The sequence below is a fragment of the Campylobacter concisus genome, from assembly GCF_002914195.1.
Lineage (GTDB): Bacteria > Campylobacterota > Campylobacteria > Campylobacterales > Campylobacteraceae > Campylobacter_A > Campylobacter_A concisus_M.
Genome location: NZ_PPAU01000090.1, coordinates 173,678 through 193,378, shown reverse-complemented (window position 1 = coordinate 193,378; position 19,701 = coordinate 173,678). Strand labels below are relative to the sequence as shown.

The window sequence follows — 19,701 nt, the reverse complement described above, 5'->3', positions numbered from 1 at the left end:
TTAGGTATGATACCACCCTTGTGATTAAAAAAGCTTTTAAATAAGGATCCAATATGAAAATTTTAGACGGCAAAGCCGTATCTTTAAAGGTCAAAGAAAGCGTAAAATTAAGGGCTGAAGAACTGAAAAAAATTGGCGTGGAGCCAACCTTAGCTGTTATCTTAGTAGGCGAAGATAAAGCATCTCAAACATACGTTAGAGCCAAAGAAAAAGCCTGCAACGAATACGGCATAAAAAGCGTAGCTCACCGTCTAAGCGAAAATACAACCCAAGCAGAGCTTCTAGCACTTATAAATGTGCTAAATTTAGACGATAGTATCCACGGCATCTTAGTGCAGTTGCCACTTCCAAAACATATAGATACAAATACCGTTTTAGCAACGATCGATCCAGCAAAAGACGTAGATGGCTTTCACGCTGTAAATGTTGGCAAACTTGTTAGTGGGCTAGATGGCTTTGTGCCTTGCACACCGCTTGGCGTGATGGAAATTTTAAAAGAGTATGGCATTGATGTGACTGGACTAAACGCGGTTGTTATAGGTAGAAGTAATATCGTTGGCAAGCCTATGGCAAATTTGCTTTTAAACGCTTCAGCAACAGTTACGATCACTCATAGCAAGACTAAAAATTTAAAAGAAATTTGTAAAAATGCTGACCTCATCGTTGCGGCCATTGGCAAGCCATTTTTCTTAAAGGCAGATATGGTAAAAGATGGCGCAGTAGTCGTTGATGTGGGCATAAATAGACTTGATGATGGCAGACTTGTAGGCGATGTGGATTTTGACGAGGTCGCACCAAAATGCTCATACATCACGCCAGTTCCAGGGGGCGTAGGTCCGATGACCATAGCCATGCTTTTAAATAATACAATCCTTGCAGCCCAAGCTAAGATAGCTAGCCACAAAAGAGCGTAATAATGAAAAAATTTTTTACTAAATTTTATGACTTTTGCTCGAGCTGGACTGGCACTATTATCATTGTTTTACTAGTCATTTTTTTTGTAGCTCAAGCCTTTGTTATCCCTTCAGGCTCGATGAAAAATACGCTTTTGGTTGGCGATTTTTTATTCGCCAAAAAATTTGTTTATGGTATACCAACACCAAGAATTCCGTGGCTTGAAGTAAAAATTTTACCTGAGCTAAACGATAATGGACATCTCGTAACAGGTGATGGCCCAGCAAGAGGAGATATAGTCGTCTTTCGTTATCCAAAAGACGAAAAGACTCACTTTGTAAAACGCTGCTTTGCCACAAGCGAAGATGAGATAGTATTTACCGAAAAAGCCTTGTATTTGCGTCCAAAAGAGGGAGATGATTTTATAAAGGCAAATTGCCGTGAAAATGCTGGAGACAAGAAAAGCAATCTAAACTACTCATGCAGTGATGTAGTTGATCTTGACGGTAGGCTTTTCATCAAAGAGCCATATAAATTTAGTGGCATCCACTATGACGAAAGTGTAAATTTATTTGAGCAAATGGTCTTTATGCTAAACACAAATAAAGCTAGCGTTTTTATGAAGCCAACCATTGTTAACTCGCTACCTCAAAATACAAATTTTGGCTTTAATGCATTTTACGTAAAAGTGCCAAAAGATGAATATTTTATGATAGGTGACAACCGCGATCACTCAAATGATAGCCGTTTTTGGGGAAGTGTGGCTTACAAGGACATAGTCGGAGAGCCTTGGTTTATATATTTTAGCTGGGACAAGAACTACAATGTGCGTTGGGAGCGTATCGGACGTTTTGTAGATACGATAGAAAATGACGAATTTTTCACAAAACAAGCTCTAAAAGAAGGCGAAGTAGATGGGCTTCATTGATAACATAGACATAGTCAAAGTCGCCACTATCGTCATCTCTTTAATAATCGCCATCGTAGGTCACGAGATCGCGCACGGATATGTCGCTTATAAATTTGGTGACAACACAGCAAAAAATCTTGGCAGACTTAGCATAAATCCCATAAAACACATCGATCTTGTTGGCACTATCATCGTGCCACTGGTGCTTTATCTAAGCACTGGCATGATGTTTGGCTGGGCAAAACCAGTGCCTGTAAATACCTACACAGTCGTACGAAATGGCGGCTACAAGGCAGCTATCTACGTAAGTCTAGCTGGTATTTGCTACAACGTCATCCTAGGCATCTTGTCGCTTTTTGTGCTAAAGGCTCTGCTAAACATAGAAACCTTTGAAATTTTACTTCAGTTTTTATTTACACTTGCGCTTTTAAATTTGATGTTAGCCATCTTTAACCTCTATCCGATCCCGCCACTTGATGGCTTTCACGCGCTCGAGTACGCGCTTAGAAATTTTGGCTTTCACGCACTAGCTGAAAAGCTTGAGGGCATCTCGCGATATGGCTTTGTCATCCTTATCATCATCCTCATTTCACCTCTAAAAGATACTATCTTTTATCCGACAAGATACGTTTTAGATATCGCAAGCGCCTTTATAAATGGCTAAATTTAGAGCAAATTTGCTCTAAATTTTTGGCTTTGTGATCTTATAAGAGTACTCTTTTTTAAATTCCTCTTTTGGTGCAAGGCTAAATTTAAGCTCCACCTTGCCATCTTTGCTGATATCTTTTTTATCAAAGCCCTTTATCTCGACCTTTACAGCCTCGTCAGCAGATACTGGCACGCGATCGACTAAGGTGACATCGACGCTCTTACTTGAGTTATTTTTGACACTTATCTCATAGCCCTCTTCGCTTATGCGCTCTTTACCAAGAAACGAGCTCTTTTTAAATTTATTTAATCGCTCTTTTTTAAGCTCGATTAGCTCGTTTTGTCCTAAAAAGAGCTGCACTGGCTCATCTTTTGCTTTCATCTCAAACTCGCTAGGACTACCAACACTCACACCATTAACGTAAAACTGCGTTTTAGCTGGTGTTAGATCATCATTTAGTTTAAAGCTAGCTACGTTATATGCCTTTAGCGAGCCGTAAAAATCAGCAAAAACACTAAAATTTGCATCTATTTTTTGTGTGTCATAAGTTATATATTTGCTCTCACCTTTTGCTAAATTTATCCCATCTATCTTCCAAATTTTGGCAAACTCATTCTCATCTCTTTGCACACGCATATCAGCGACCTCAGCGGTGATTTTCGCAGCTCTTAGCATATTTTTTGAAGCACCATATCCATCAGCTTCCACCTCACTCTCCTCGTACCAAGGGTAAAACTTGCTTGGAGCAAGCGCCTTTTGATACCTGGTCGGATAAATAGCTAGTTTTAAATTTTTAACATCGCTAGCATATGGGTTGCTGAGCAAAATTTCTTGTTTTATCAAGATATTTTTGTTTTTTGTGTCTGCATAAATTTCATTTAGCGTCTTTAGGGCCTCATCATCCATATATGAAAGCGTTACCTCTTTTGGACTGCAAGCAAATTTCATATCAAGCTGCAAAAACCCAGCCATCTCGCTCTTTGGCTCATTTTCTTTAAGCGTTTCAAGCTCACTTTTAGCAGCTGAGATTTTTTCGATATTTTCTAGGCTAAATTTATAAAACTCATCAGCTCTTTTTGTCACATCGTTACTTTTGTTTTCTCCTATCAAAGCTTGCTCTATAAACCTACCTCTTGCATTTAGCGCCTCAAGCTTGCTACTTAAATTTGCAACTTCTTGCTTCCATTTTATGTAACTTGGACTATTTTCTTCGCTGATTTTTTTTAGATTAGCATTCACGTCACAATCACCATTTATAGTGATGCTCTCACTCTGCACACCCTCTGGCACAAAGGCGCTAAAAGAGCTATTTGCGTCACTAAATTTTTGAGTGATTATGGTTTGATCCGTGTAGATCTCTATCAAATTTTCATTTGCAAAGGCTAGCGCTGAAGCCATTAAAAAGAGCGTCTTTTTCATATTTTTCCCTTTTAAGAATTTCTAAAATTATAGCCTTTTCTCACATGCAAGCAAAATTTTATTTTAATGCAACTTTGACTATAATCTGCAAAAAATTTATTGGATTTTTCATGAAAATAGATAAAATTTTTATAGCCTGCGATCATGCTGGAGTAGAGCTTAAAGCAGAGCTAAAGGAAGTCATAAAAAAGCTTGGACATGAAGTCATTGACCTTGGCACGAATGACAAAAATAGCGTTGATTATCCCGATTATGCGCACTTACTAGCAAGCAAGCTTGAACCTAAATGCTACGGCGTACTCATTTGTGGCACAGGTATCGGCATCTCAATCGCTGCAAACAGGCATGAAAACGTAAGGTGTGCCCTTTGTCACGACGAATTTACTGCAAGACTTGCAAGAGAACATAACGATGCAAACGTTATCGCTTTTGGAGCAAGAGTGATCGGAGCTGGTGTGGCTACAGCAGCACTTGAAATATTTTTAAAGACAGAGTTTGCAGGCGACAGACACGAAAGAAGAGTCAAAAAAATAGAGCTTAAGGAAGCCAAATGATAGGCGAGTGGATCGTTTTTACCGCTCTTGTTTGTGCTGCGATCTACCTAACTGTCATGGTTTTTTACTTCAAAACGCTTCTAAAAAAAGAGCGTGCGACAAAAGATTTTATGAAAAATAACCTCCAAGACACCGAGGTCGTCATAAGAAAATTTCAGATCCAACTTCAGCGAAGCCTAGGCAACATCGACATCTTAACAGACGAGCTAAACAAAACTAAAAACGACGTGACCTCGCTTCGCACAAGAAATTCCCAGTACCGCTTAGAAAACGATAAGCTAAGACAACGAATTCGTGAGCTTGAAGGCAAAATCGAAGCACTACTATAACATCAAATTTAAGGAAATTTATGAAAATTTTAGATCAAAAGGGAAGAGAATTTTTACTAAACTCTATTCGCTGCATAAACGACTTTCCAAAGCCTGGCATAGTCTTTCGTGACATCACGACGCTACTAAACAACAAAGAGGCATTTAACTTTTTGATAGATCATTTGGTGGCGAGATATGAGGATTCAAATATCGACTATATCGCTGGTATAGAGTCTCGTGGCTTCATCTTTGGCGCGGCGCTTGCGGCAAGACTAAAGCTGCCTTTTGTGCCTATTCGCAAGCCAAAAAAACTGCCTTTTATCACGCTTTCTCAAAAATATAGCCTAGAATACGGCGTCGATGAAGTGCAAATTCACATCGATGCTTTTGGAGAAAAAGCAGGCGCTAGAGTGCTTTTGATGGACGATCTCATAGCTACTGGAGGCACCGCAAAGGCTTCAGTTGAGCTTATCAATCAAACTAACGCAACCTGCGTAGAAGCGTGCTTTCTCATAGATCTAGTCGATCTAAAAGGGAGCGAAAAACTAAAGTCGCTTACTAAAATTTACAGCGTTTTAGAGGTTTAGAATGGAAGAATTTTTTATAGAACTGCTTAAAGAGTACGGCTACATCATACTTTTTGTCTGGTGTATCATGGAGGGCGAGATGGCCTTAATAATGGCTGGAATTCTCGCTCACACCACGCACATGCACATCGCACTTGCTATCTTTGTGGCTGGACTTGGAGGCTTTGTGGGAGATCAAATTTACTTCTACCTTGGCCGTTATAACAAAAAATACATCGCAAAAAGGCTCCATGCGCAGCGGAGAAAATTTGCAGTGGCACACATAATGCTGAAAAAATACGGCTGGCCGATCATCTTTTTGCAACGCTATATGTATGGTTTTCGTGTCATCATACCGCTTTGCATAGGACTTACCGGCTATGATGCTAAAAAATACGCCTTTATAAATTTAATCAGCGCTTGGTGCTGGGCGGCGATCACCACCATACCTGCTTGGATACTTGGCGAGCATATATTAGTGCTGCTTCAAAAAGCAAAAGAGTACTGGTACGTCGCTATCCCAGTGGTTGCTATATTTATGGGACTTTTAATATATACATTTAAGCGCATCGAAAATAAAATTTTAAACGAAAGGAGAGACAGAAGACATGCAGTTTCAAATAGTTGATAAAAAATTAAAAGATATAAAAGCTGATATTGAACTAATTTTCGTAGTAGATAAGGAGTTAAAACATAAATTTATAAGCGATAAAGAGGCTATTAAATTTAATAATTATAAAGGCGAGAGCGTACTCATCCTAAGTGAGGTAAAAAAGGCTTACGTGCCGCTTTCTAAGCTTAATCTTGACGAGCTAAGGCTTGCGGCGGCTAAAGCTTATAACGCACTAAAATCGCTAAATATTAAGAGCATAAAGCTAGCTTCTTACGTAGCAGAGTGTCAAAAACTAAGTTTTGAAGCACTTGCTGAGGGCTTTTTGCTTGGAAGCTATGAGTTTAACAAGTATAAAGAGAAAAAAGAAAAATACACCCTTAAAGAGATCATCTTTTCTACTGAAGAATTTTCTGGCAAAAAGGTCGATCTAAAAGCTGCAAATGAAGGCTTTAAAGAAGCTGAGATAATAGCAAATGCTACAAATTTCGCAAAAGATATCGTAAATGAAATCCCAGAAATTTATACACCACAAAAGATGGCCGAGGATGCGCAAAATTTAGCCAAAAATATCGCAAGCATAAAGTGCGAGGTCTATGACGAGAAATTTCTAGCAAAAGAGAATATGAACGCATTTTTGGCGGTAAATCGCGCAAGCGCGCATAAACCAAGGCTCATCCACCTAACTTACAAGCCTAAAAAGCCTAAAAAACGCATCATCTTTGTTGGCAAAGGCCTAACATACGATAGCGGTGGCCTTAGCTTAAAGCCAGCTGATTATATGCTCACTATGAAATCAGACAAAAGCGGTGCAGCAGCAGCTCTAGGCATCATAAAAGGTGCGGCGGAGCTAAATTTACCATTTGAAATCCACGCTATTTTAGGCGCAACTGAAAATATGATCGGTGGTAACGCTTATAAGCCTGATGACGTGCTAATGTCTAGAAGCGGCGTTAGCATAGAGGTGAGAAACACCGACGCAGAGGGACGTTTGGTGCTGGCTGATTGTCTAAGCTACGCGCAGGACTTTAAGCCAGACATCCTAATCGATATGGCAACCTTAACTGGCGCTTGCGTCGTGGGACTTGGCGAATACACAACAGGCATCATGGGCAATAGTGAGAGTCTAAAAAGCGAGTTTAAAAACAAGATAAAAGATAGCGGCGAACTAGCGACTACACTTGATTTTAACCCTTATCTTAGCGAGCTCATCAAAAGCCAGATCGCAGACGTTAGCAACTGCGCCTCAAGCAGATATGGCGGCGCGATCACAGCTGGCATGTTTCTAGCTAAATTTATCAAAGATGAGTACAAAGATAAGTGGCTACACCTTGATATCGCAGGCCCGGCATACCGCGAAAAGGCTTGGGGATACAACCAAGCAGGTGCGAGCGGGGCTGGCGTGAGGATGAATTTATACTTTTTACAAGCACTTAGCAAGGAGAATTGATGGGACTTTCAGTTGGAATAGTAGGCCTACCAAATGTGGGCAAATCAACGACATTTAACGCACTTACAAAAGCGCAAAACGCCGAGAGCGCAAACTATCCGTTTTGTACGATTGAGCCAAACAAAGCCATCGTGCCAGTGCCTGATAAGCGTCTAAATGAGCTTGCAAATATAGTAAATCCTAATAAAATTCAGTATTCAACCATCGAATTTGTCGATATCGCAGGCCTTGTAAAAGGGGCGAGTTCAGGCGAGGGACTTGGCAATAAATTTTTATCAAACATCAGAGAGACAGAGCTTATCCTCCATATAGTTCGTTGCTTTGAAGATGAAAATATCACCCATGTCGAGGGTAGCGTCGATCCAGTAAGAGACATCGAGATCATCCAAACTGAGCTAATACTAGCTGACATCGAGCAGCTAAACAAAAAGATAGAAAAACTCACAAGAGAGGCGAAGGCAAATGCAAAAGGTGCTAAAGAGGCACTTGAGATAGCAAATTTACTTTTGGCTCACCTAAATGAAGGCAAAAGTGCAAGTAGCTTTGAGCAAAGAGATAGCGAGGCATTTTTGGCACTTAACAAAGAGCTAAGACTTTTAAGTGCAAAAGAGGTAGTTTATGGTGCAAATGTCGATGAAGAATGGCTTAGTGAAGATAATAAATTTGTAAAAGCGTTAAAAGAGTACGCTAAAGCTTCAGACCACGAGGTGATCAAACTTTGCGCCAAGGTCGAAGAAGAGCTAATAGGTCTAAGCGATGAAGAGGCTCACGAGTTTTTGGCATCTCTTGGCACGAGTGAGAGCGGACTTGAAAAGATCATAAGAACATCTTTCGCAAAGCTAAATTTGATAAGTTATTTTACTGCTGGCGTCGTTGAAGTAAGGGCTTGGACGATCACAAATGGCTGGAAAGCACCAAAAGCAGCAAGTGTCATCCACAACGACTTTGAGAGGGGCTTTATCAGAGCTGAAGTGATAAGCTACGACGACTACATCGCACATGGTGGAGAAAATGGAGCCAAAGATGCTGGCAAGATGAGACTTGAGGGCAAAGACTACGTCGTACAAGATGGCGATGTTATGCACTTTAGGTTTAATGTTTAAATTTAGCCCTCTTTTGGGCTAAACAGCTAAAGTTTATTTAAGTCTTAAGCTATAGGTCAAATTTAAACTTCTTTATTATAGTTAATAAAAATTCTTTTAAAAATATACTAAGTTATATCGTCTTATTAATATCTTTATTGATACATAAGCTTCTCTATACAAGTAATGATGTAAATGCCATCAACTCTGTGATATCAATATGGGTTTTATAAGTAAAGATAATAGCTCTTAGTTGCAGAGTTTGACGATATTGACTATTTAGTAAATTTTAAAATAATACACTCATTATATTTTACAAGCTTTCATACCTATAATAAATTTTGAAAACTATGAGTTTTATGATTATAAAAAACATGATACTATTTTAAGCTCATATTATAATGGATATATAAAAAACCACCAAAATCTAAGCAAATAGGGCACCAGCCAAGTAAGGTATAAAAATTTTACTTATATGCCTAGCGTATTTATTTTATAAGCCCGATAGTCTCAGCAAATTTAAGCTCTTTATTTTCAAAGAGATTGTATTCGATCGCATCTTTTTCGCTAAGTATCACGATAGTTGAGCCAAGCTCGAAATTCCCAAGGTGCTCGCCCTTTTTGATATGTAAATTTTCATACTCGTAAATTTGTGTAAAATTTGCCATCGCATTTGTCTGTATACGTTCATCAAAACAAAATTTCATCTTTCCGACATTTAGCGCACCTACAAAAACAAGCCAAAGCTTCTTACTATTTTTTATCTCACAAAATAACGCTACGCGTTCGTTCTTTGTATAAAGGCTGTCTACTTTTGCAAGCCATTTTGCAGCCACGCTGTAAAGTTTACCCGGAATGTATACGGCTTTTTTAATGGCAATATCGCAAGGCGCATGATAATGATGATAATCTTTTGGACTAAGATAGATATTTGCAAAATCATATTCGCCCTCAAGCTCACTCTGCCCCAATAGTTCACTTACACTATACTCCATGCCTTTTATGCTAAAGGCCCTTAGTTCCTTTGTGCTGCCAAAACTAAGACAAGTACCATCAACTGGGCTTATAAACATCTCATCTGCTACATCAAAATCTCTTGGTTTTATGAGCCTTCTAGTAAAAAGCTCATTTAAATTTTTATATTCATTTGCTGGCTTAAACTCGCTCATATCTATCTTAAACAGCTTTATGTAAAAAGAATTTATGGCCTCTTGAAGTGGTTTAAAAAAGTTAATCTTTGCAACCTTTCCAAAAATTTGAGAAAATAAATTGTCTTTATTCATTTTATTCCTTACTTAAATTTAATATTGCAATCTCACTTGGAGCAAAAATTCTAACAGGAGGCCCCCAAAATCCAGCACCACTGCTAACATAAGCTTGCATTTTATCATTAATCTTATAAAGGCCATGTAAAAATCCCTGATCAAGTAAAACCAAAAGACCAAAAGGAAAAATTTGACCAGCGTGCGTATGACCGCAAAGCACTAGATCAACGTCTTGCTGCATTGATTTTATAAATTTTGGCTGATGAGAGAGCAAGATAGTAGGTAGCAACGGGTCGCATCCTGTCAATGCTTCATCCAAATTTGGCTCTAAATGTTTAAACCTAATGCCAGCCAAATCGTAAACGCCAGCTAGATTTATACTCGCAATTTTTTTGTTTTTATTACCTAAAATTTCTATGCCAAGAGAACTGATCTTTTCTAAAATACCATCTACCCCGTGATAATACTCATGATTGCCAGGGACATAAAAAGTCCCATAAGTGCTTTTAAGACTTTTTAATGGCTCCAAAAAATCTCCTATAAAAGCAGCATTTACATCAACTAAGTCGCCCACTATCACTACGATGTCAGGATTTGCCAAATTTATGTCATTGACGAGTTTTTTCATAAAATCTTTCTGCAGAAATTCTCCTATATGCACGTCCGTTATCATGGCTATTTTTAGGGTGCTTTGTAAATTTTTTATTTTTATATCTACTTGTCTGATCTTTGGTGGTGTTAAAGCATTGAAAATACCTTTTAAAAAACAAGCAATTACAAAAATAACAAATGTAATATCAAAACAAAATTTTATAAATTTTCGTCTTGTTGGACTAAAATTACTCTTAGAAAAAATACTACGTAAAATATCGTAAAATAGACTAACAGCAAACAAAAATAGTGAAAATCCTATGAGCGTACCAGCGATCAAATAAAGCTCAATGCTTAAGAATGAAAACCTGATCTGAAGAACAAATATAAACTCAAGAATACAAATAACATATAAAAGTATCCTGATTTTTGCAAGATGTGGTATAAAAAATGAAACCTTTTTTATGAAACGGTTATATGAATAAAAATTTATAAGAAAACTAAATATAAATGCTCCAATAATAATTCTCAAAAGTCCCAAAAATTCTCCTTGTAAAAATAAAAAATTATATTTTATATTTTTAAATTTGTACTATAAAAATTAATATCTTACTTTTAATGTTATTAGTCTTAAAAATTGTATAGTTTTGAACGTATAAAAAATGATTTAAGTTGAGTAAATCTAATAGTTATTTAAGAAAGTAAGGTGGGAGAAAACCCACCTTATAAAGAATTATTTAACTTTACCAGTTTCCATTCTTTGTTTGTGTATCTCACGAAGTTTTCTAATATCATTTTTAACTTCGAATACTCCATGCCAGTGTGAGTAGTCAGGACCACCCATTAAAGCACCTTGTCTCATACGGCGACCTTCGTGGTGCCACATATGATAGTAAACATCTTGGAATTCATCTTCCCAAGCGTCTGCGAGTAGTAAGTTTTTAGCTTTCAACTCTTCAAGCATCTTAGTTGCTTCAGCATTGTAAACGTTATAAAGCTCTACTTGCTTATCACCCATAATGAAGAAGTTATCTGTATGAGTTGATGTATGGCAAGCTTTACAAACTAGCTTCATCTCAGCTCTTGCTGCTTCTGGTCCATTTGGATGACCTGCAAGTGGCGTTCCTATGGTTAGTTTGCCAGTTTTTTCGTAAACAACAGCAGCTTGTTCATCACCAGCTGTTCTTAGCTTACTGCTGACGCCCCATAGGTTCCATTTTAGTCTTCTTGAAACATTGTGAGTTGTTGTTGTTTCACCAACACCACTCATGTGGCAAGCTGCACAAGTTGGAGCTCTAAAGTCTGGTACATCCCATGTATCAGGAGCAGCATCAAAATTCCATTTGTGAGCTTCGCTATTATAGATATGTCCGTGCATTGAGTTGTTAAAGATCTCAATATCTGGGTGATCAGGTCCAAGGTGGCAAGATGCACAAGCAGCTGGTTTTCTAGCTTCAGCTATGCTAAATGTGTGTGCGCTGTGGCATGATTTACATCCGCCTACGCCACCATCAGGATAAACATTACCTATACCGTAGTTTGGCCAAGTCTCTTTTGTAGGTTTGTGATCAGCGTCTAGTTTGATGACGGTTCCGTGGCACTGTGTACAACCAGTAGCGTCTGGAGCCATTTTGTATTCTGGATGATCCATACCTTCATAGTGATACATTAGTTTTACCATCGCAGGGTTAGCATACATTTGCATAGCACCTCTTGCGTGACCACTCTTAACAAATTCTTCAACCTCATTCTCGTGGCACTTAGCACAAGTTTTTGGGCTAACTAGCATTGATACGTGGTTGTTAGAATCTTTTGGATGCACCTTAACTGAAGCCATAGGATTATCTGCATTTACAGAGTGGCAATCCATACAACTTACACCAACGTGAGCGTGGCGACTATTTTTCCAATCGGCAACTATGCCGGGTGTCTCTTTAGCGTGGCACTCAACACAGCTTTTTGATAAGTCTGACATTTTGTGAGCAACTTTAATGTTTTTTACAACATTAAGGTTTAAAGCGTCAGATTTATTTGCATCCATGTTTGCGGCAAAGCCAAAAGACATTAGACAGGCTAATAACATTAGCGACTTTTTAAACATCTCTCCTCCTTACTTGGTTTTATTGTTTTCTTGTTTTTTAATTGCTTCAAATTTATCTATATGAAGTCCTAAATTTTTGTGGCCTACGTGATTATGACAATCTACGCACGATTTTTTATTAGGATTTCCAAGAACGAAATAGTCTCTATGCGGTAAGAATGATTTACCAGCTTGAATAACATTTTTTAAATTTGAGTGACAAGTCAAACATCCACTATCATAGACGAAATGAGATGCATGCTCACGTTTTTTGCGCCAGTCGATCTTATCAGTATCTGTAAAAAATGTCTTATAGCCATCATTTATCGATACTTTAAGTTTTGTAAGTACATAGGTATAGGCACTTGTATGATTTAGGTGACAGGCTGAACATTCAGCTTTTATGCCAAGCTTGTTATTGCCGCCGTGTACATCTTCATGATATGCAGCATTCATAGGATCCATCGTGTGACAAATGGTACAGATGTAGCCACTACCAGTCGCATGAAGTGCATCAGCTACGCCCATAGAAGCGATAAGGCCGATTACGATGCCTATTATCACAGATGACCAAACAAAAAATTTCTTCTTAACTTCAGCCAAAATCTCCTCCTGAATTTATCAATATATCGTAAATTTTTACGAAAATTTTAGGTGAATGTTATCTAAAAAAATATAAATTTTTTCTTTAAGTAAATAAAAATATTTATTTGATATTAACTTTCAATAAGAATAAATTTCTTGTAGCCCACCTATATCTTTTTCCAAAATTTGGTTCTTTTCGTCAAGTTTAACCAAACCATTTGTTTTAAATTTATTTAAAATTCTCGAAAAAGTTTCTGGAGTCATATTAAGTATTGATGAAATTTTTGTATGTTTTAGCTCATTAAATAAATCTTCATGATCTAAAATAAACCTAGCCACTTTTTCTTCTGAGCTTAAAATTAACTCTTGATGAAGTAAATTTGTTGTGATTCTTATCTTTTCAGACATTGACTTTAAAAATTTCATACAAATTTCTGGTTTTATTAAAAATTCAGCCGCAAATTTTTCATAATTTATCTTTAACACCTCGCCGGATATGGTAAAAATGGCACTAGCTGGGTAGACAATATTTTCAAAATTTACAACTTCCGCCACGAAATTCATAGGTGCTAACTGATGAATAAAAATTTCTTTTCCGTTTGCCGTGGTTTTATAAAGCTTAACAGAGCCGCTTATTAAAAATATTAACCATTTTGGCTCCTCGCCTTCTATAAATAAAAATTCACCCTTTTTATACTTTTTTACGACACTTATGGCTTCAAGTTTGGCTAAATCTTCTTCGTTTAAGCCTTGAAAAAACGGAATTTTTTCTATCATATTTTTACTCGCCTTTTTAAAATAAAAAACATTTTAGCATATAAAAATAAGATAAATTTTAATAGATTTTCAAAGGGAATTTTCCCCTTGAATTGTATGAAATTATTTTTTAAGAAGATCTCTGATCTCAGTTAGAAGTGCTATATCAGCAGGAGTTTCAGGCTCTGCTGGAGCTGGCTCCTCTTTTGGTAATTTATTTTTAAGTGTATTTAAAGCTTTGATAACGCAGAAAATACAAAATGCGATTATTAAAAAATCAACCATTGTTTGTATAAATGAGCCATAATTTATCGTAACAGCAGGCGCTCCCTCTACCGCTTCTTTTAATGTAAGTTTAAGATCAGTGAAATTTACACCGCCAGTTAAAACACCAACAACTGGCATAATAACATCGCCAACTAGTGATGAAACGATCTTTCCAAACGCGCCACCTATAACAACACCAACTGCCATATCTATGACATTTCCACGCATCGCAAATTCTTTAAATTCGCTTATAAAACTCATTGTTTCTCCTAAAAATGTTAAATTTTTGTTCGGATTTTATTCAAGAAATGCTTTGCTTCGGCTAAAAAAATCAAATTACATAACTTTAAATTTATCAAGCTGGTGTTATAATCCAAACTCAAAATTTAACGTAAGGAATGAGCTTATGTATCGTTTTGCACCCTCTCCAACAGGAGATATGCACATAGGAAATTTACGTGCCGCTATTTTTAATTATATTTGTTCTTTGCAAGATAAAAGTGGCTTTATTTTACGCATAGAAGATACCGACAAAGAGCGAAATATTAAGGGAAAAGAGAAAGATATCTTAGAAATTTTAAGCAAATTTGGCATAAAACCAGAGCAAATTTATATTCAAAGCGAAAATTTAAAATTCCACAGGCAGTTAGCTTCAAAGCTTCTTATCGATAAAAAGGCCTTTGCTTGCTTTTGCACCGAAGAAGAACTCGAGGCAAAAAAACAAAAAGCAAAAGAACAAGGCGTGGCATATAGATATGACGGTACCTGCGAGAGACTAAGCGATGCTGAAGTTTTAAACTGCGAGAAGCCATTTGTCATCCGCATGAAAAAGCCAACACGCACGATGAGCTTTACAGATGCGATCAAGGGCGAGCTGAGCTTCGAGCCAGACGCTGTTGATAGCTTTGTCATCATGAGAGCGGACAAAACTCCAACTTACAACTTTGCCTGCGCAGTCGATGATATGCTTGAGGGCGTGACCTTTGTCATACGTGGCGAGGATCACGTGAGCAATACACCAAAGCAAGACCTCATACGCGAAGGTCTTGGCTACACCGGCAAGATGAATTACGCTCATTTGCCTATACTTTTAAATATTGAAGGTAAAAAAATGAGCAAGCGCGAGAACGAATCAAGCGTAAAATGGCTCTTTGAGCAGGGATTTTTACCTGAAGCAATCGCAAACTATTTGATACTTCTTGGCAACAAAACTCCAACTGAAATTTTTACTATCGAAGAGGCGGTGAAGTGGTTTGATATAACTAAAATTTCACGCTCGCCAGCTAGATTTGACGTGAAAAAACTTGAGCAGATAAATAGAGAACACATCAAGCTTGCTTCAAAAGAGCGTATAAAAGAAATTTTTGGCGTAGATGAAAATTTGGCTGAGCTAGTTAAATTTTATACTCAAGAAAGCTCACTAGTGCCTGAGATAAAAGCAAAAGTAGAAGCTATATACTCACCAAAAATAGCTCCAGATGAGTATAAAAATGAATTTGAAATCATCAAAAAAGCAGCTCGTAATTTAAAAGCGTGCGAGAGCTTTGATGAGTTTAAAAAAGAGCTTATGAGCGCTACAAATTTAAAAGGTAAAAACTTTTTCATGCCGCTACGTGCGCTTCTTACAAACGACCTTCACGGTCCTGAGCTTAGTGAGCTTTACCCTCTTATCAAATATGATCTAGCTAAAATTTTAATCTAGGAGCAAAAATGATACTTTCCACCCTATTTTCAGCGATCGCAAACATTTTGCACCTTATTATCACGGTCTATACTTGGGTCATCATCGCAGTAGCGCTCATTAGCTGGGTCAGACCTGATCCTAGCTCGCCGGTCGTGCAGTTACTTTATAGGCTAACTGAGCCGGTTTATAGCTTTATTAGACACTATATAAAAACAAATTTTAGTGGTATTGACTTTACTCCGCTTATTGTGCTTTTAGCACTTCAATTTTTAGATCAATTTTTAATAAGGCTTTTGTTTGGTTTTGCTGCGTCACTTTAGTATTCTCTCTCTTGTCTGTGTTGCTCTTTTGGCCAAAATTTATACCTACGAAGAGCTAAAAAACGAGCCAAAAAGCCTAGCAAAAGACTATTACATCAACCGTCTTATTAACGAGGGTAGTTACACAAAAGAGCAGATCGCAGACCTTTCGCGAGATGTATTTAGAAAAGCAGGTCTTGTTCAAAAAACAATTGATAAAATTTTGCCTCCAAAAGCAGCTCCTAGTAAATGTCCTGGCATAAATGCAAAAAACATTACCCAAGCAAATCTAAACTGCCAAAATTTGCTAACATCTATTGCTTTTAGCTTAAAACTTGATAATCACACTCGTGAAATTTTAGCGGCCAATCTTGCAAAGACAAATCCAGAAAAATCAAAAATTTTACTCGCATTAAATGAAGTAAATCCGGCTAAAGCTTTTGCAAATTTAAATGATACAAAGAGCTTTCTAGAGCTATTTAACGCCTCTAGCCCGCAAAATAAAAGTATACTTTTTAGCGAAAGCTTTGATGCAAATTTCATGACCAAACTATACTCTCAAAAGGGCTTTACAAATTTATTAAACGATATTGTTTTTAATAAAAAATATGAAGGCTTTAGGAGAAATTTGCTAAGCATCGATCCAACTGTCACCGAAAAAAGTGATGCTTTTACGCTTGGATTAAATGCCATTTTACTAGGACAAGACGATATCGCCTTTAGCCTTTTTGCAAGAGCCAAGAGCACATTTGAAAGAGCTTGGCAAAGAGACAATGCGACCTTTTGGCAGTACCAGATAAGCAAAAACGAAAGCTTTTTAAAAGAGCTAAGTGCTAGTAAGGACGCGAATATCTACTCACTTTACGCAAGAGATTTGGTTGGTGGCGAACCGCTTGAAGTCATCGTACCAAGGCCTAGTAAGCAAAATATCGAAAATTTTGACGTAAGCGATCCGTTTTTATGGAACAAAACTGCAGCCCTTGCAAAGGATATGAATGCCACGCAAGCAAGCGAATTTGCGAAGAAATTTTATACAAACGAAAGCATCGGCGCCTATGCATACTTCATGCAAAAGGCGCATGGCTGGGAGAAGCAATACTTCTTAATGCCAAGCTCTCCTGAGCTTGAGGGCATCAGCAACGAGAGAAAGTCAATAATCTACGCTCTGGCTAGACAAGAGAGTCTCTTTATCCCAAGCGTAGTTTCTACTTCATACGCCCTTGGCATGATGCAGTTTATGCCGTTTCTCGCAAATGCGATCGGCAAAAAAGAGCTAAAAATCCCAAATTTTGACCAAGACGATCTTTTTAAAACAGATGTTGCATTTAAATTTGCAAACCATCACCTAAACTATCTTGATAAATTTCTCTATCATCCGCTCTTTACCGCATACGCGTACAACGGCGGTATCGGCTTTACCAAAAAGCTTATCACAAGAGATGATATGTTTAAAGAGGGGAAATTTGAGCCATTTTTATCACTAGAATTTGTCCCTGTGGCAGAAACTAGAAACTACGGCAAAAAGGTGCTTGCCAACTATGTGATCTATATGGCGCTTACTGGTTCCAATATAAAGATTTCGCAACTTTTCGAAAATTTAACAAAACCGGCTTTGACTGATAAATTTCGAAACTAAGTGCTAGATCATCACTTTGCTTACTTGGTGCGGTCACTTCATAATAGAGCGCCCAAGGCATAGAAAATCCAGCAAATTTTAGCATCTCGTCATTTTCATCAAGTAGCCTTGCATTTGTGGCATTTGAGTCGTTATTTACCTTTATATTATTTAGCTCGCTAGCGTGCTCTTTTGGATTTATAGCCACCAAAAAGTGCTCTTTGCTCTGGTCTAAATTTGAATTGTAGATCGGATTTAAATAGGTAGCGATGATGAGCGTCCTGTCAGCACCATCAATAATCTCACTTTTGCTCGTGTAAGCTAGAAGCTCATTTTTTAACGGCTCATGCACGATTACTTTTTCACCAGCACAGCCAAATATCATCAAAATAAATACAAAAAACGATATAAATTTACTCATAAAAACTCTTGAATCTCTAAAATTTCTGCCATTTTAGCATTTTAATTTTTAAATTTCACTCATAAATTTTAAAGCCAACATAAGTTATAATCGCGAGAAATTTTAACAAAAAAGGTTCTTATGAAAAGACTTGCTATCGCTTTTTCTGGCCCTTCAAATAGCGGAAAAACAACTCTTATTTTAAAAGTTGCAAAGAAATTTATAGATGATGGTTTGAAAGTCGCGATAGTAAAACACGACCCGGGCGACAAGGCTAAATTTGACGTTGAAGGCAAGGATAGCTTTAAATTTTCACAAACTGGGGCAGATGTGGTGGTGATGAGTCCGACTAGAACAACTTATTTCTCACAAAATCCACAAGAAATTAGCGATGTCATTAAAATGCTAGGCGAGTTTGATATGCTCTTAGTCGAGGGTTTAAAGACGCTTCCACTACCAAGATTAAGTGTTTTTAAAGATGAAATAGATGAAAAATATCTTAGCTTTTCAGATGCGATCGCAACATACAAAAAACAAATTCCTTACGAGATAAAAAATATAAATTTAGACGATATAGACGCTATTTGTGCGTGGATAATCAAAAATGCAAAGGCTGTATAATGCAAGAATTAAACCAAATTTTTAACACCATAAAAGATATCGCAAAAGAGATAAGCGAAGTGATAAAATACGCCGATCTTGGCTACACAACTCACGAAAACGCAACCGGCGACACACAGCTAAAGCTTGATGTCAAAAGCGACGAGATCATCACAGCTAAATTTAAGGAGCTTGCCTGCGTAAAAGCGCTAATTAGTGAAGAGAAAGAGGACGAGCTTGAGATCAATAAAAATGCTAAATTTATCATCGCTTATGATCCACTTGATGGCTCAAGCCTAGTTGATGTAAATTTTGCCGTTGGCTCAATCTTTGGCATCTACGAAAACGAGGTAAAACCAGAAAATTTAATAGCCGCAGCTTACAGCATCTATGGCCCAAGACTTGAGCTGGTAATTGCTGAGAAAAAGGGTGCTTTGCCTAAATTTTATAGACTTGGCAAAGAGGGCGAGTTTAAATTTATAAAAGAGCTTGAGCTAAAAGAAAAAGGCAAGCTAAATGCCACGGGAGCCACACAAAAAGGCTGGAGCCAAACGCATAGAAATTTTATAAACGAGCTATTCAACCAAGGCTACAGACTAAGATACTCAGGTGCGATGGTGAGCGATTTGCATCAAATTTTGCTAAAAGGTGGCGGCCTTTTTAGCTATCCAGCAACGAGCGATCATCCAAATGGTAAGCTAAGAGTGGTCTTTGAAGTGTTGCCATTTGCCTTCATATATGAAAACGCAAAGGGCGCAACGACAAACGGCAAAAACCAAACACTTTTTGATATAAAAATAGAAAAAATTCACCAAACAACGCCATGCTTTTTTGGCTCACGTGATGAAATTTCACTTTTACATAAATTTTACGAGCAAAAATAATGCAAGAAACACAAGCAAGCGAGTCACTTGACGCATTTGAGCTAGCCTTAAAGCAAAAGGCAAAAATTTTGCAAGAGTGCCAAAGCCAAAAAGGGCAAAAAAGCTGCTTTAACTGCGAAGTATTTTTTGACTGCGAGACAAGAAAAGAATACGTAAATAGCTGCTACAACTCGATGTCAAAAGGCAATACTGGCAGCGACGGTGGATTTGATTTTTAAAATAAAAGGAAA

At 37.5% G+C, this 19,701-nt stretch carries 23 protein-coding genes; 15 read left to right on the top strand and 8 right to left on the bottom strand.

All coding sequences use genetic code 11. The features are described 5' to 3' along the window. Positions 1-53 precede the first annotated feature (53 nt). The 3 genes from folD to CYP28_RS03190 are packed head-to-tail and all read left to right on the top strand — an operon-like array spanning position 54 to position 2,468. On the top strand, positions 54-914 hold the full coding sequence (folD, locus tag CYP28_RS03200) for a bifunctional methylenetetrahydrofolate dehydrogenase/methenyltetrahydrofolate cyclohydrolase FolD (RefSeq protein ID WP_103593058.1): 861 nt from the start codon (positions 54-56) through the stop codon (positions 912-914). Between the two features lie 2 nt (positions 915-916). After that, positions 917-1,822, top strand: coding sequence for a signal peptidase I (gene lepB, locus CYP28_RS03195; RefSeq protein WP_103593057.1), 906 nt, complete (start codon positions 917-919; stop codon positions 1,820-1,822). Beyond that, positions 1,809-2,468, top strand: a complete 660-nt coding sequence (locus CYP28_RS03190) for a site-2 protease family protein (RefSeq protein WP_103593056.1) — start codon at positions 1,809-1,811, stop codon at positions 2,466-2,468. The genes lepB and CYP28_RS03190 overlap by 14 nt, the downstream gene beginning before the upstream one ends. Before the next feature lie 18 nt (positions 2,469-2,486). Here the strand turns inward: CYP28_RS03190 and CYP28_RS03185 are convergent, their stop codons facing one another. After that, positions 2,487-3,872: a DUF4139 domain-containing protein gene (locus CYP28_RS03185; RefSeq protein WP_103593055.1), complete on the bottom strand. Its 1,386-nt coding sequence runs from the start codon at positions 3,870-3,872 to the stop codon at positions 2,487-2,489. A 110-nt stretch (positions 3,873-3,982) separates the two neighbouring features. On the opposite strand from CYP28_RS03185, the gene rpiB reads away from it, so the two are divergent. From rpiB to ychF, 6 genes are read left to right on the top strand one after another with little or no spacing between them, the layout of a single operon-like run. Beyond that, positions 3,983-4,426: a ribose 5-phosphate isomerase B gene (gene rpiB / locus CYP28_RS03180; protein ID WP_103593358.1), complete on the top strand. Its 444-nt coding sequence runs from the start codon at positions 3,983-3,985 to the stop codon at positions 4,424-4,426. Then, positions 4,423-4,755 (top strand): hypothetical protein, encoded by a 333-nt coding sequence (locus tag CYP28_RS03175; protein WP_002939538.1) that lies wholly within the window; start codon positions 4,423-4,425, stop codon positions 4,753-4,755. Before rpiB ends, CYP28_RS03175 begins: the two co-directional genes overlap by 4 nt. Positions 4,756-4,775: 20 nt before the next feature. Beyond that, entirely contained in the window at positions 4,776-5,324 is a 549-nt protein-coding gene (gene apt / locus CYP28_RS03170; protein WP_103593054.1) for an adenine phosphoribosyltransferase, read from the top strand. A 1-nt stretch (position 5,325) separates the two neighbouring features. Then, complete coding sequence (locus tag CYP28_RS03165) at positions 5,326-5,931, top strand: DedA family protein (RefSeq protein WP_103593053.1); 606 nt, start codon at positions 5,326-5,328, stop codon at positions 5,929-5,931. Further along, on the top strand, positions 5,912-7,363 hold the full coding sequence (locus CYP28_RS03160; RefSeq protein ID WP_103593052.1) for a leucyl aminopeptidase: 1,452 nt from the start codon (positions 5,912-5,914) through the stop codon (positions 7,361-7,363). Before CYP28_RS03165 ends, CYP28_RS03160 begins: the two co-directional genes overlap by 20 nt. Continuing rightward, positions 7,363-8,466 (top strand): redox-regulated ATPase YchF, encoded by a 1,104-nt coding sequence (gene ychF / locus CYP28_RS03155; RefSeq protein ID WP_103593051.1) that lies wholly within the window; start codon positions 7,363-7,365, stop codon positions 8,464-8,466. Before CYP28_RS03160 ends, ychF begins: the two co-directional genes overlap by 1 nt. A 467-nt stretch (positions 8,467-8,933) precedes the next feature. Here the strand turns inward: ychF and CYP28_RS03150 are convergent, their stop codons facing one another. The 6 genes from CYP28_RS03150 to mscL form a co-directional block, all read right to left on the bottom strand. Continuing rightward, positions 8,934-9,728: a phosphatidylserine decarboxylase gene (locus tag CYP28_RS03150; protein WP_103593050.1), complete on the bottom strand. Its 795-nt coding sequence runs from the start codon at positions 9,726-9,728 to the stop codon at positions 8,934-8,936. 1 nt (position 9,729) lies between these two features. Further along, complete coding sequence (locus tag CYP28_RS03145; RefSeq protein WP_103593049.1) at positions 9,730-10,842, bottom strand: metallophosphoesterase; 1,113 nt, start codon at positions 10,840-10,842, stop codon at positions 9,730-9,732. 192 nt (positions 10,843-11,034) lie between these two features. Beyond that, complete coding sequence (locus CYP28_RS03140; RefSeq protein WP_021090702.1) at positions 11,035-12,402, bottom strand: multiheme c-type cytochrome; 1,368 nt, start codon at positions 12,400-12,402, stop codon at positions 11,035-11,037. 9 nt (positions 12,403-12,411) lie between these two features. Beyond that, positions 12,412-12,984, bottom strand: a complete 573-nt coding sequence (locus CYP28_RS03135) for a cytochrome c3 family protein (RefSeq protein WP_103593048.1) — start codon at positions 12,982-12,984, stop codon at positions 12,412-12,414. 120 nt (positions 12,985-13,104) lie between these two features. Continuing rightward, on the bottom strand, positions 13,105-13,743 hold the full coding sequence (locus tag CYP28_RS03130; RefSeq protein WP_084040852.1) for a Crp/Fnr family transcriptional regulator: 639 nt from the start codon (positions 13,741-13,743) through the stop codon (positions 13,105-13,107). Positions 13,744-13,845: 102 nt separating this feature from the next. After that, positions 13,846-14,250 carry a large-conductance mechanosensitive channel protein MscL gene (mscL, locus tag CYP28_RS03125; RefSeq protein WP_103593047.1) on the bottom strand — a complete coding sequence of 135 codons (405 nt, stop codon included), beginning with the start codon at positions 14,248-14,250 and terminating at the stop codon, positions 13,846-13,848. Between the two features lie 145 nt (positions 14,251-14,395). Between mscL and gltX the strand changes: the two genes are divergently transcribed. The 3 genes from gltX to CYP28_RS03110 are packed head-to-tail and all read left to right on the top strand — an operon-like array spanning position 14,396 to position 17,608. Beyond that, on the top strand, positions 14,396-15,691 hold the full coding sequence (gene gltX, locus CYP28_RS03120) for a glutamate--tRNA ligase (RefSeq protein WP_103593046.1): 1,296 nt from the start codon (positions 14,396-14,398) through the stop codon (positions 15,689-15,691). 8 nt (positions 15,692-15,699) lie between these two features. Beyond that, positions 15,700-15,993 (top strand): YggT family protein, encoded by a 294-nt coding sequence (locus CYP28_RS03115; protein WP_103593045.1) that lies wholly within the window; start codon positions 15,700-15,702, stop codon positions 15,991-15,993. Next, on the top strand, positions 15,971-17,608 hold the full coding sequence (locus CYP28_RS03110; protein ID WP_103593044.1) for a lytic transglycosylase domain-containing protein: 1,638 nt from the start codon (positions 15,971-15,973) through the stop codon (positions 17,606-17,608). Before CYP28_RS03115 ends, CYP28_RS03110 begins: the two co-directional genes overlap by 23 nt. On the opposite strand, the gene CYP28_RS03105 is transcribed toward CYP28_RS03110, so the two are convergent. After that, positions 17,529-18,008, bottom strand: a complete 480-nt coding sequence (locus CYP28_RS03105) for a hypothetical protein (RefSeq protein WP_103593043.1) — start codon at positions 18,006-18,008, stop codon at positions 17,529-17,531. The two genes, CYP28_RS03110 and CYP28_RS03105, sit on opposite strands and share 80 nt — an antisense overlap. Before the next feature lie 120 nt (positions 18,009-18,128). Here CYP28_RS03105 and mobB point away from each other — a divergent pair, with 120 nt between their 5' ends. The 3 genes from mobB to CYP28_RS03090 are packed head-to-tail and all read left to right on the top strand — an operon-like array spanning position 18,129 to position 19,689. Further along, entirely contained in the window at positions 18,129-18,608 is a 480-nt protein-coding gene (mobB, locus tag CYP28_RS03100) for a molybdopterin-guanine dinucleotide biosynthesis protein B (protein ID WP_084040860.1), read from the top strand. Next, on the top strand, positions 18,608-19,471 hold the full coding sequence (locus tag CYP28_RS03095) for a class 1 fructose-bisphosphatase (protein WP_258034132.1): 864 nt from the start codon (positions 18,608-18,610) through the stop codon (positions 19,469-19,471). Before mobB ends, CYP28_RS03095 begins: the two co-directional genes overlap by 1 nt. After that, a complete protein-coding gene (locus tag CYP28_RS03090; RefSeq protein ID WP_021090564.1) occupies positions 19,471-19,689 on the top strand; it encodes a hypothetical protein in 219 nt (72 codons plus the stop codon). Before CYP28_RS03095 ends, CYP28_RS03090 begins: the two co-directional genes overlap by 1 nt. Positions 19,690-19,701 lie beyond the last annotated feature (12 nt).

Excerpts from the sequence above, each read along its gene's own strand:
- ychF (WP_103593051.1), top strand. The coding sequence starts at position 7,363 with ATGGGACTTTCAGTTGGAATAGTAGGCCTACCAAATGTGGGCAAATCA.
- CYP28_RS03175 (WP_002939538.1), top strand. The coding sequence starts at position 4,423 with ATGATAGGCGAGTGGATCGTTTTTACCGCTCTTGTTTGTGCTGCGATC.
- CYP28_RS03165 (WP_103593053.1), top strand. The coding sequence starts at position 5,326 with ATGGAAGAATTTTTTATAGAACTGCTTAAAGAGTACGGCTACATCATA.
- gltX (WP_103593046.1), top strand. The coding sequence starts at position 14,396 with ATGTATCGTTTTGCACCCTCTCCAACAGGAGATATGCACATAGGAAAT.
- CYP28_RS03185 (WP_103593055.1), bottom strand. The coding sequence starts at position 3,872 with ATGAAAAAGACGCTCTTTTTAATGGCTTCAGCGCTAGCCTTTGCAAAT.
- CYP28_RS03150 (WP_103593050.1), bottom strand. The coding sequence starts at position 9,728 with ATGAATAAAGACAATTTATTTTCTCAAATTTTTGGAAAGGTTGCAAAG.
- mscL (WP_103593047.1), bottom strand. The coding sequence starts at position 14,250 with ATGAGTTTTATAAGCGAATTTAAAGAATTTGCGATGCGTGGAAATGTC.
- rpiB (WP_103593358.1), top strand. The coding sequence starts at position 3,983 with ATGAAAATAGATAAAATTTTTATAGCCTGCGATCATGCTGGAGTAGAG.
- CYP28_RS03140 (WP_021090702.1), bottom strand. The coding sequence starts at position 12,402 with ATGTTTAAAAAGTCGCTAATGTTATTAGCCTGTCTAATGTCTTTTGGC.
- mobB (WP_084040860.1), top strand. The coding sequence starts at position 18,129 with ATGAAAAGACTTGCTATCGCTTTTTCTGGCCCTTCAAATAGCGGAAAA.
- folD (WP_103593058.1), top strand. The coding sequence starts at position 54 with ATGAAAATTTTAGACGGCAAAGCCGTATCTTTAAAGGTCAAAGAAAGC.
- CYP28_RS03105 (WP_103593043.1), bottom strand. The coding sequence starts at position 18,008 with ATGAGTAAATTTATATCGTTTTTTGTATTTATTTTGATGATATTTGGC.
- CYP28_RS03090 (WP_021090564.1), top strand. The coding sequence starts at position 19,471 with ATGCAAGAAACACAAGCAAGCGAGTCACTTGACGCATTTGAGCTAGCC.
- lepB (WP_103593057.1), top strand. The coding sequence starts at position 917 with ATGAAAAAATTTTTTACTAAATTTTATGACTTTTGCTCGAGCTGGACT.
- CYP28_RS03130 (WP_084040852.1), bottom strand. The coding sequence starts at position 13,743 with ATGATAGAAAAAATTCCGTTTTTTCAAGGCTTAAACGAAGAAGATTTA.
- CYP28_RS03115 (WP_103593045.1), top strand. The coding sequence starts at position 15,700 with ATGATACTTTCCACCCTATTTTCAGCGATCGCAAACATTTTGCACCTT.
- CYP28_RS03160 (WP_103593052.1), top strand. The coding sequence starts at position 5,912 with ATGCAGTTTCAAATAGTTGATAAAAAATTAAAAGATATAAAAGCTGAT.
- CYP28_RS03190 (WP_103593056.1), top strand. The coding sequence starts at position 1,809 with ATGGGCTTCATTGATAACATAGACATAGTCAAAGTCGCCACTATCGTC.
- CYP28_RS03095 (WP_258034132.1), top strand. The coding sequence starts at position 18,608 with ATGCAAGAATTAAACCAAATTTTTAACACCATAAAAGATATCGCAAAA.
- apt (WP_103593054.1), top strand. The coding sequence starts at position 4,776 with ATGAAAATTTTAGATCAAAAGGGAAGAGAATTTTTACTAAACTCTATT.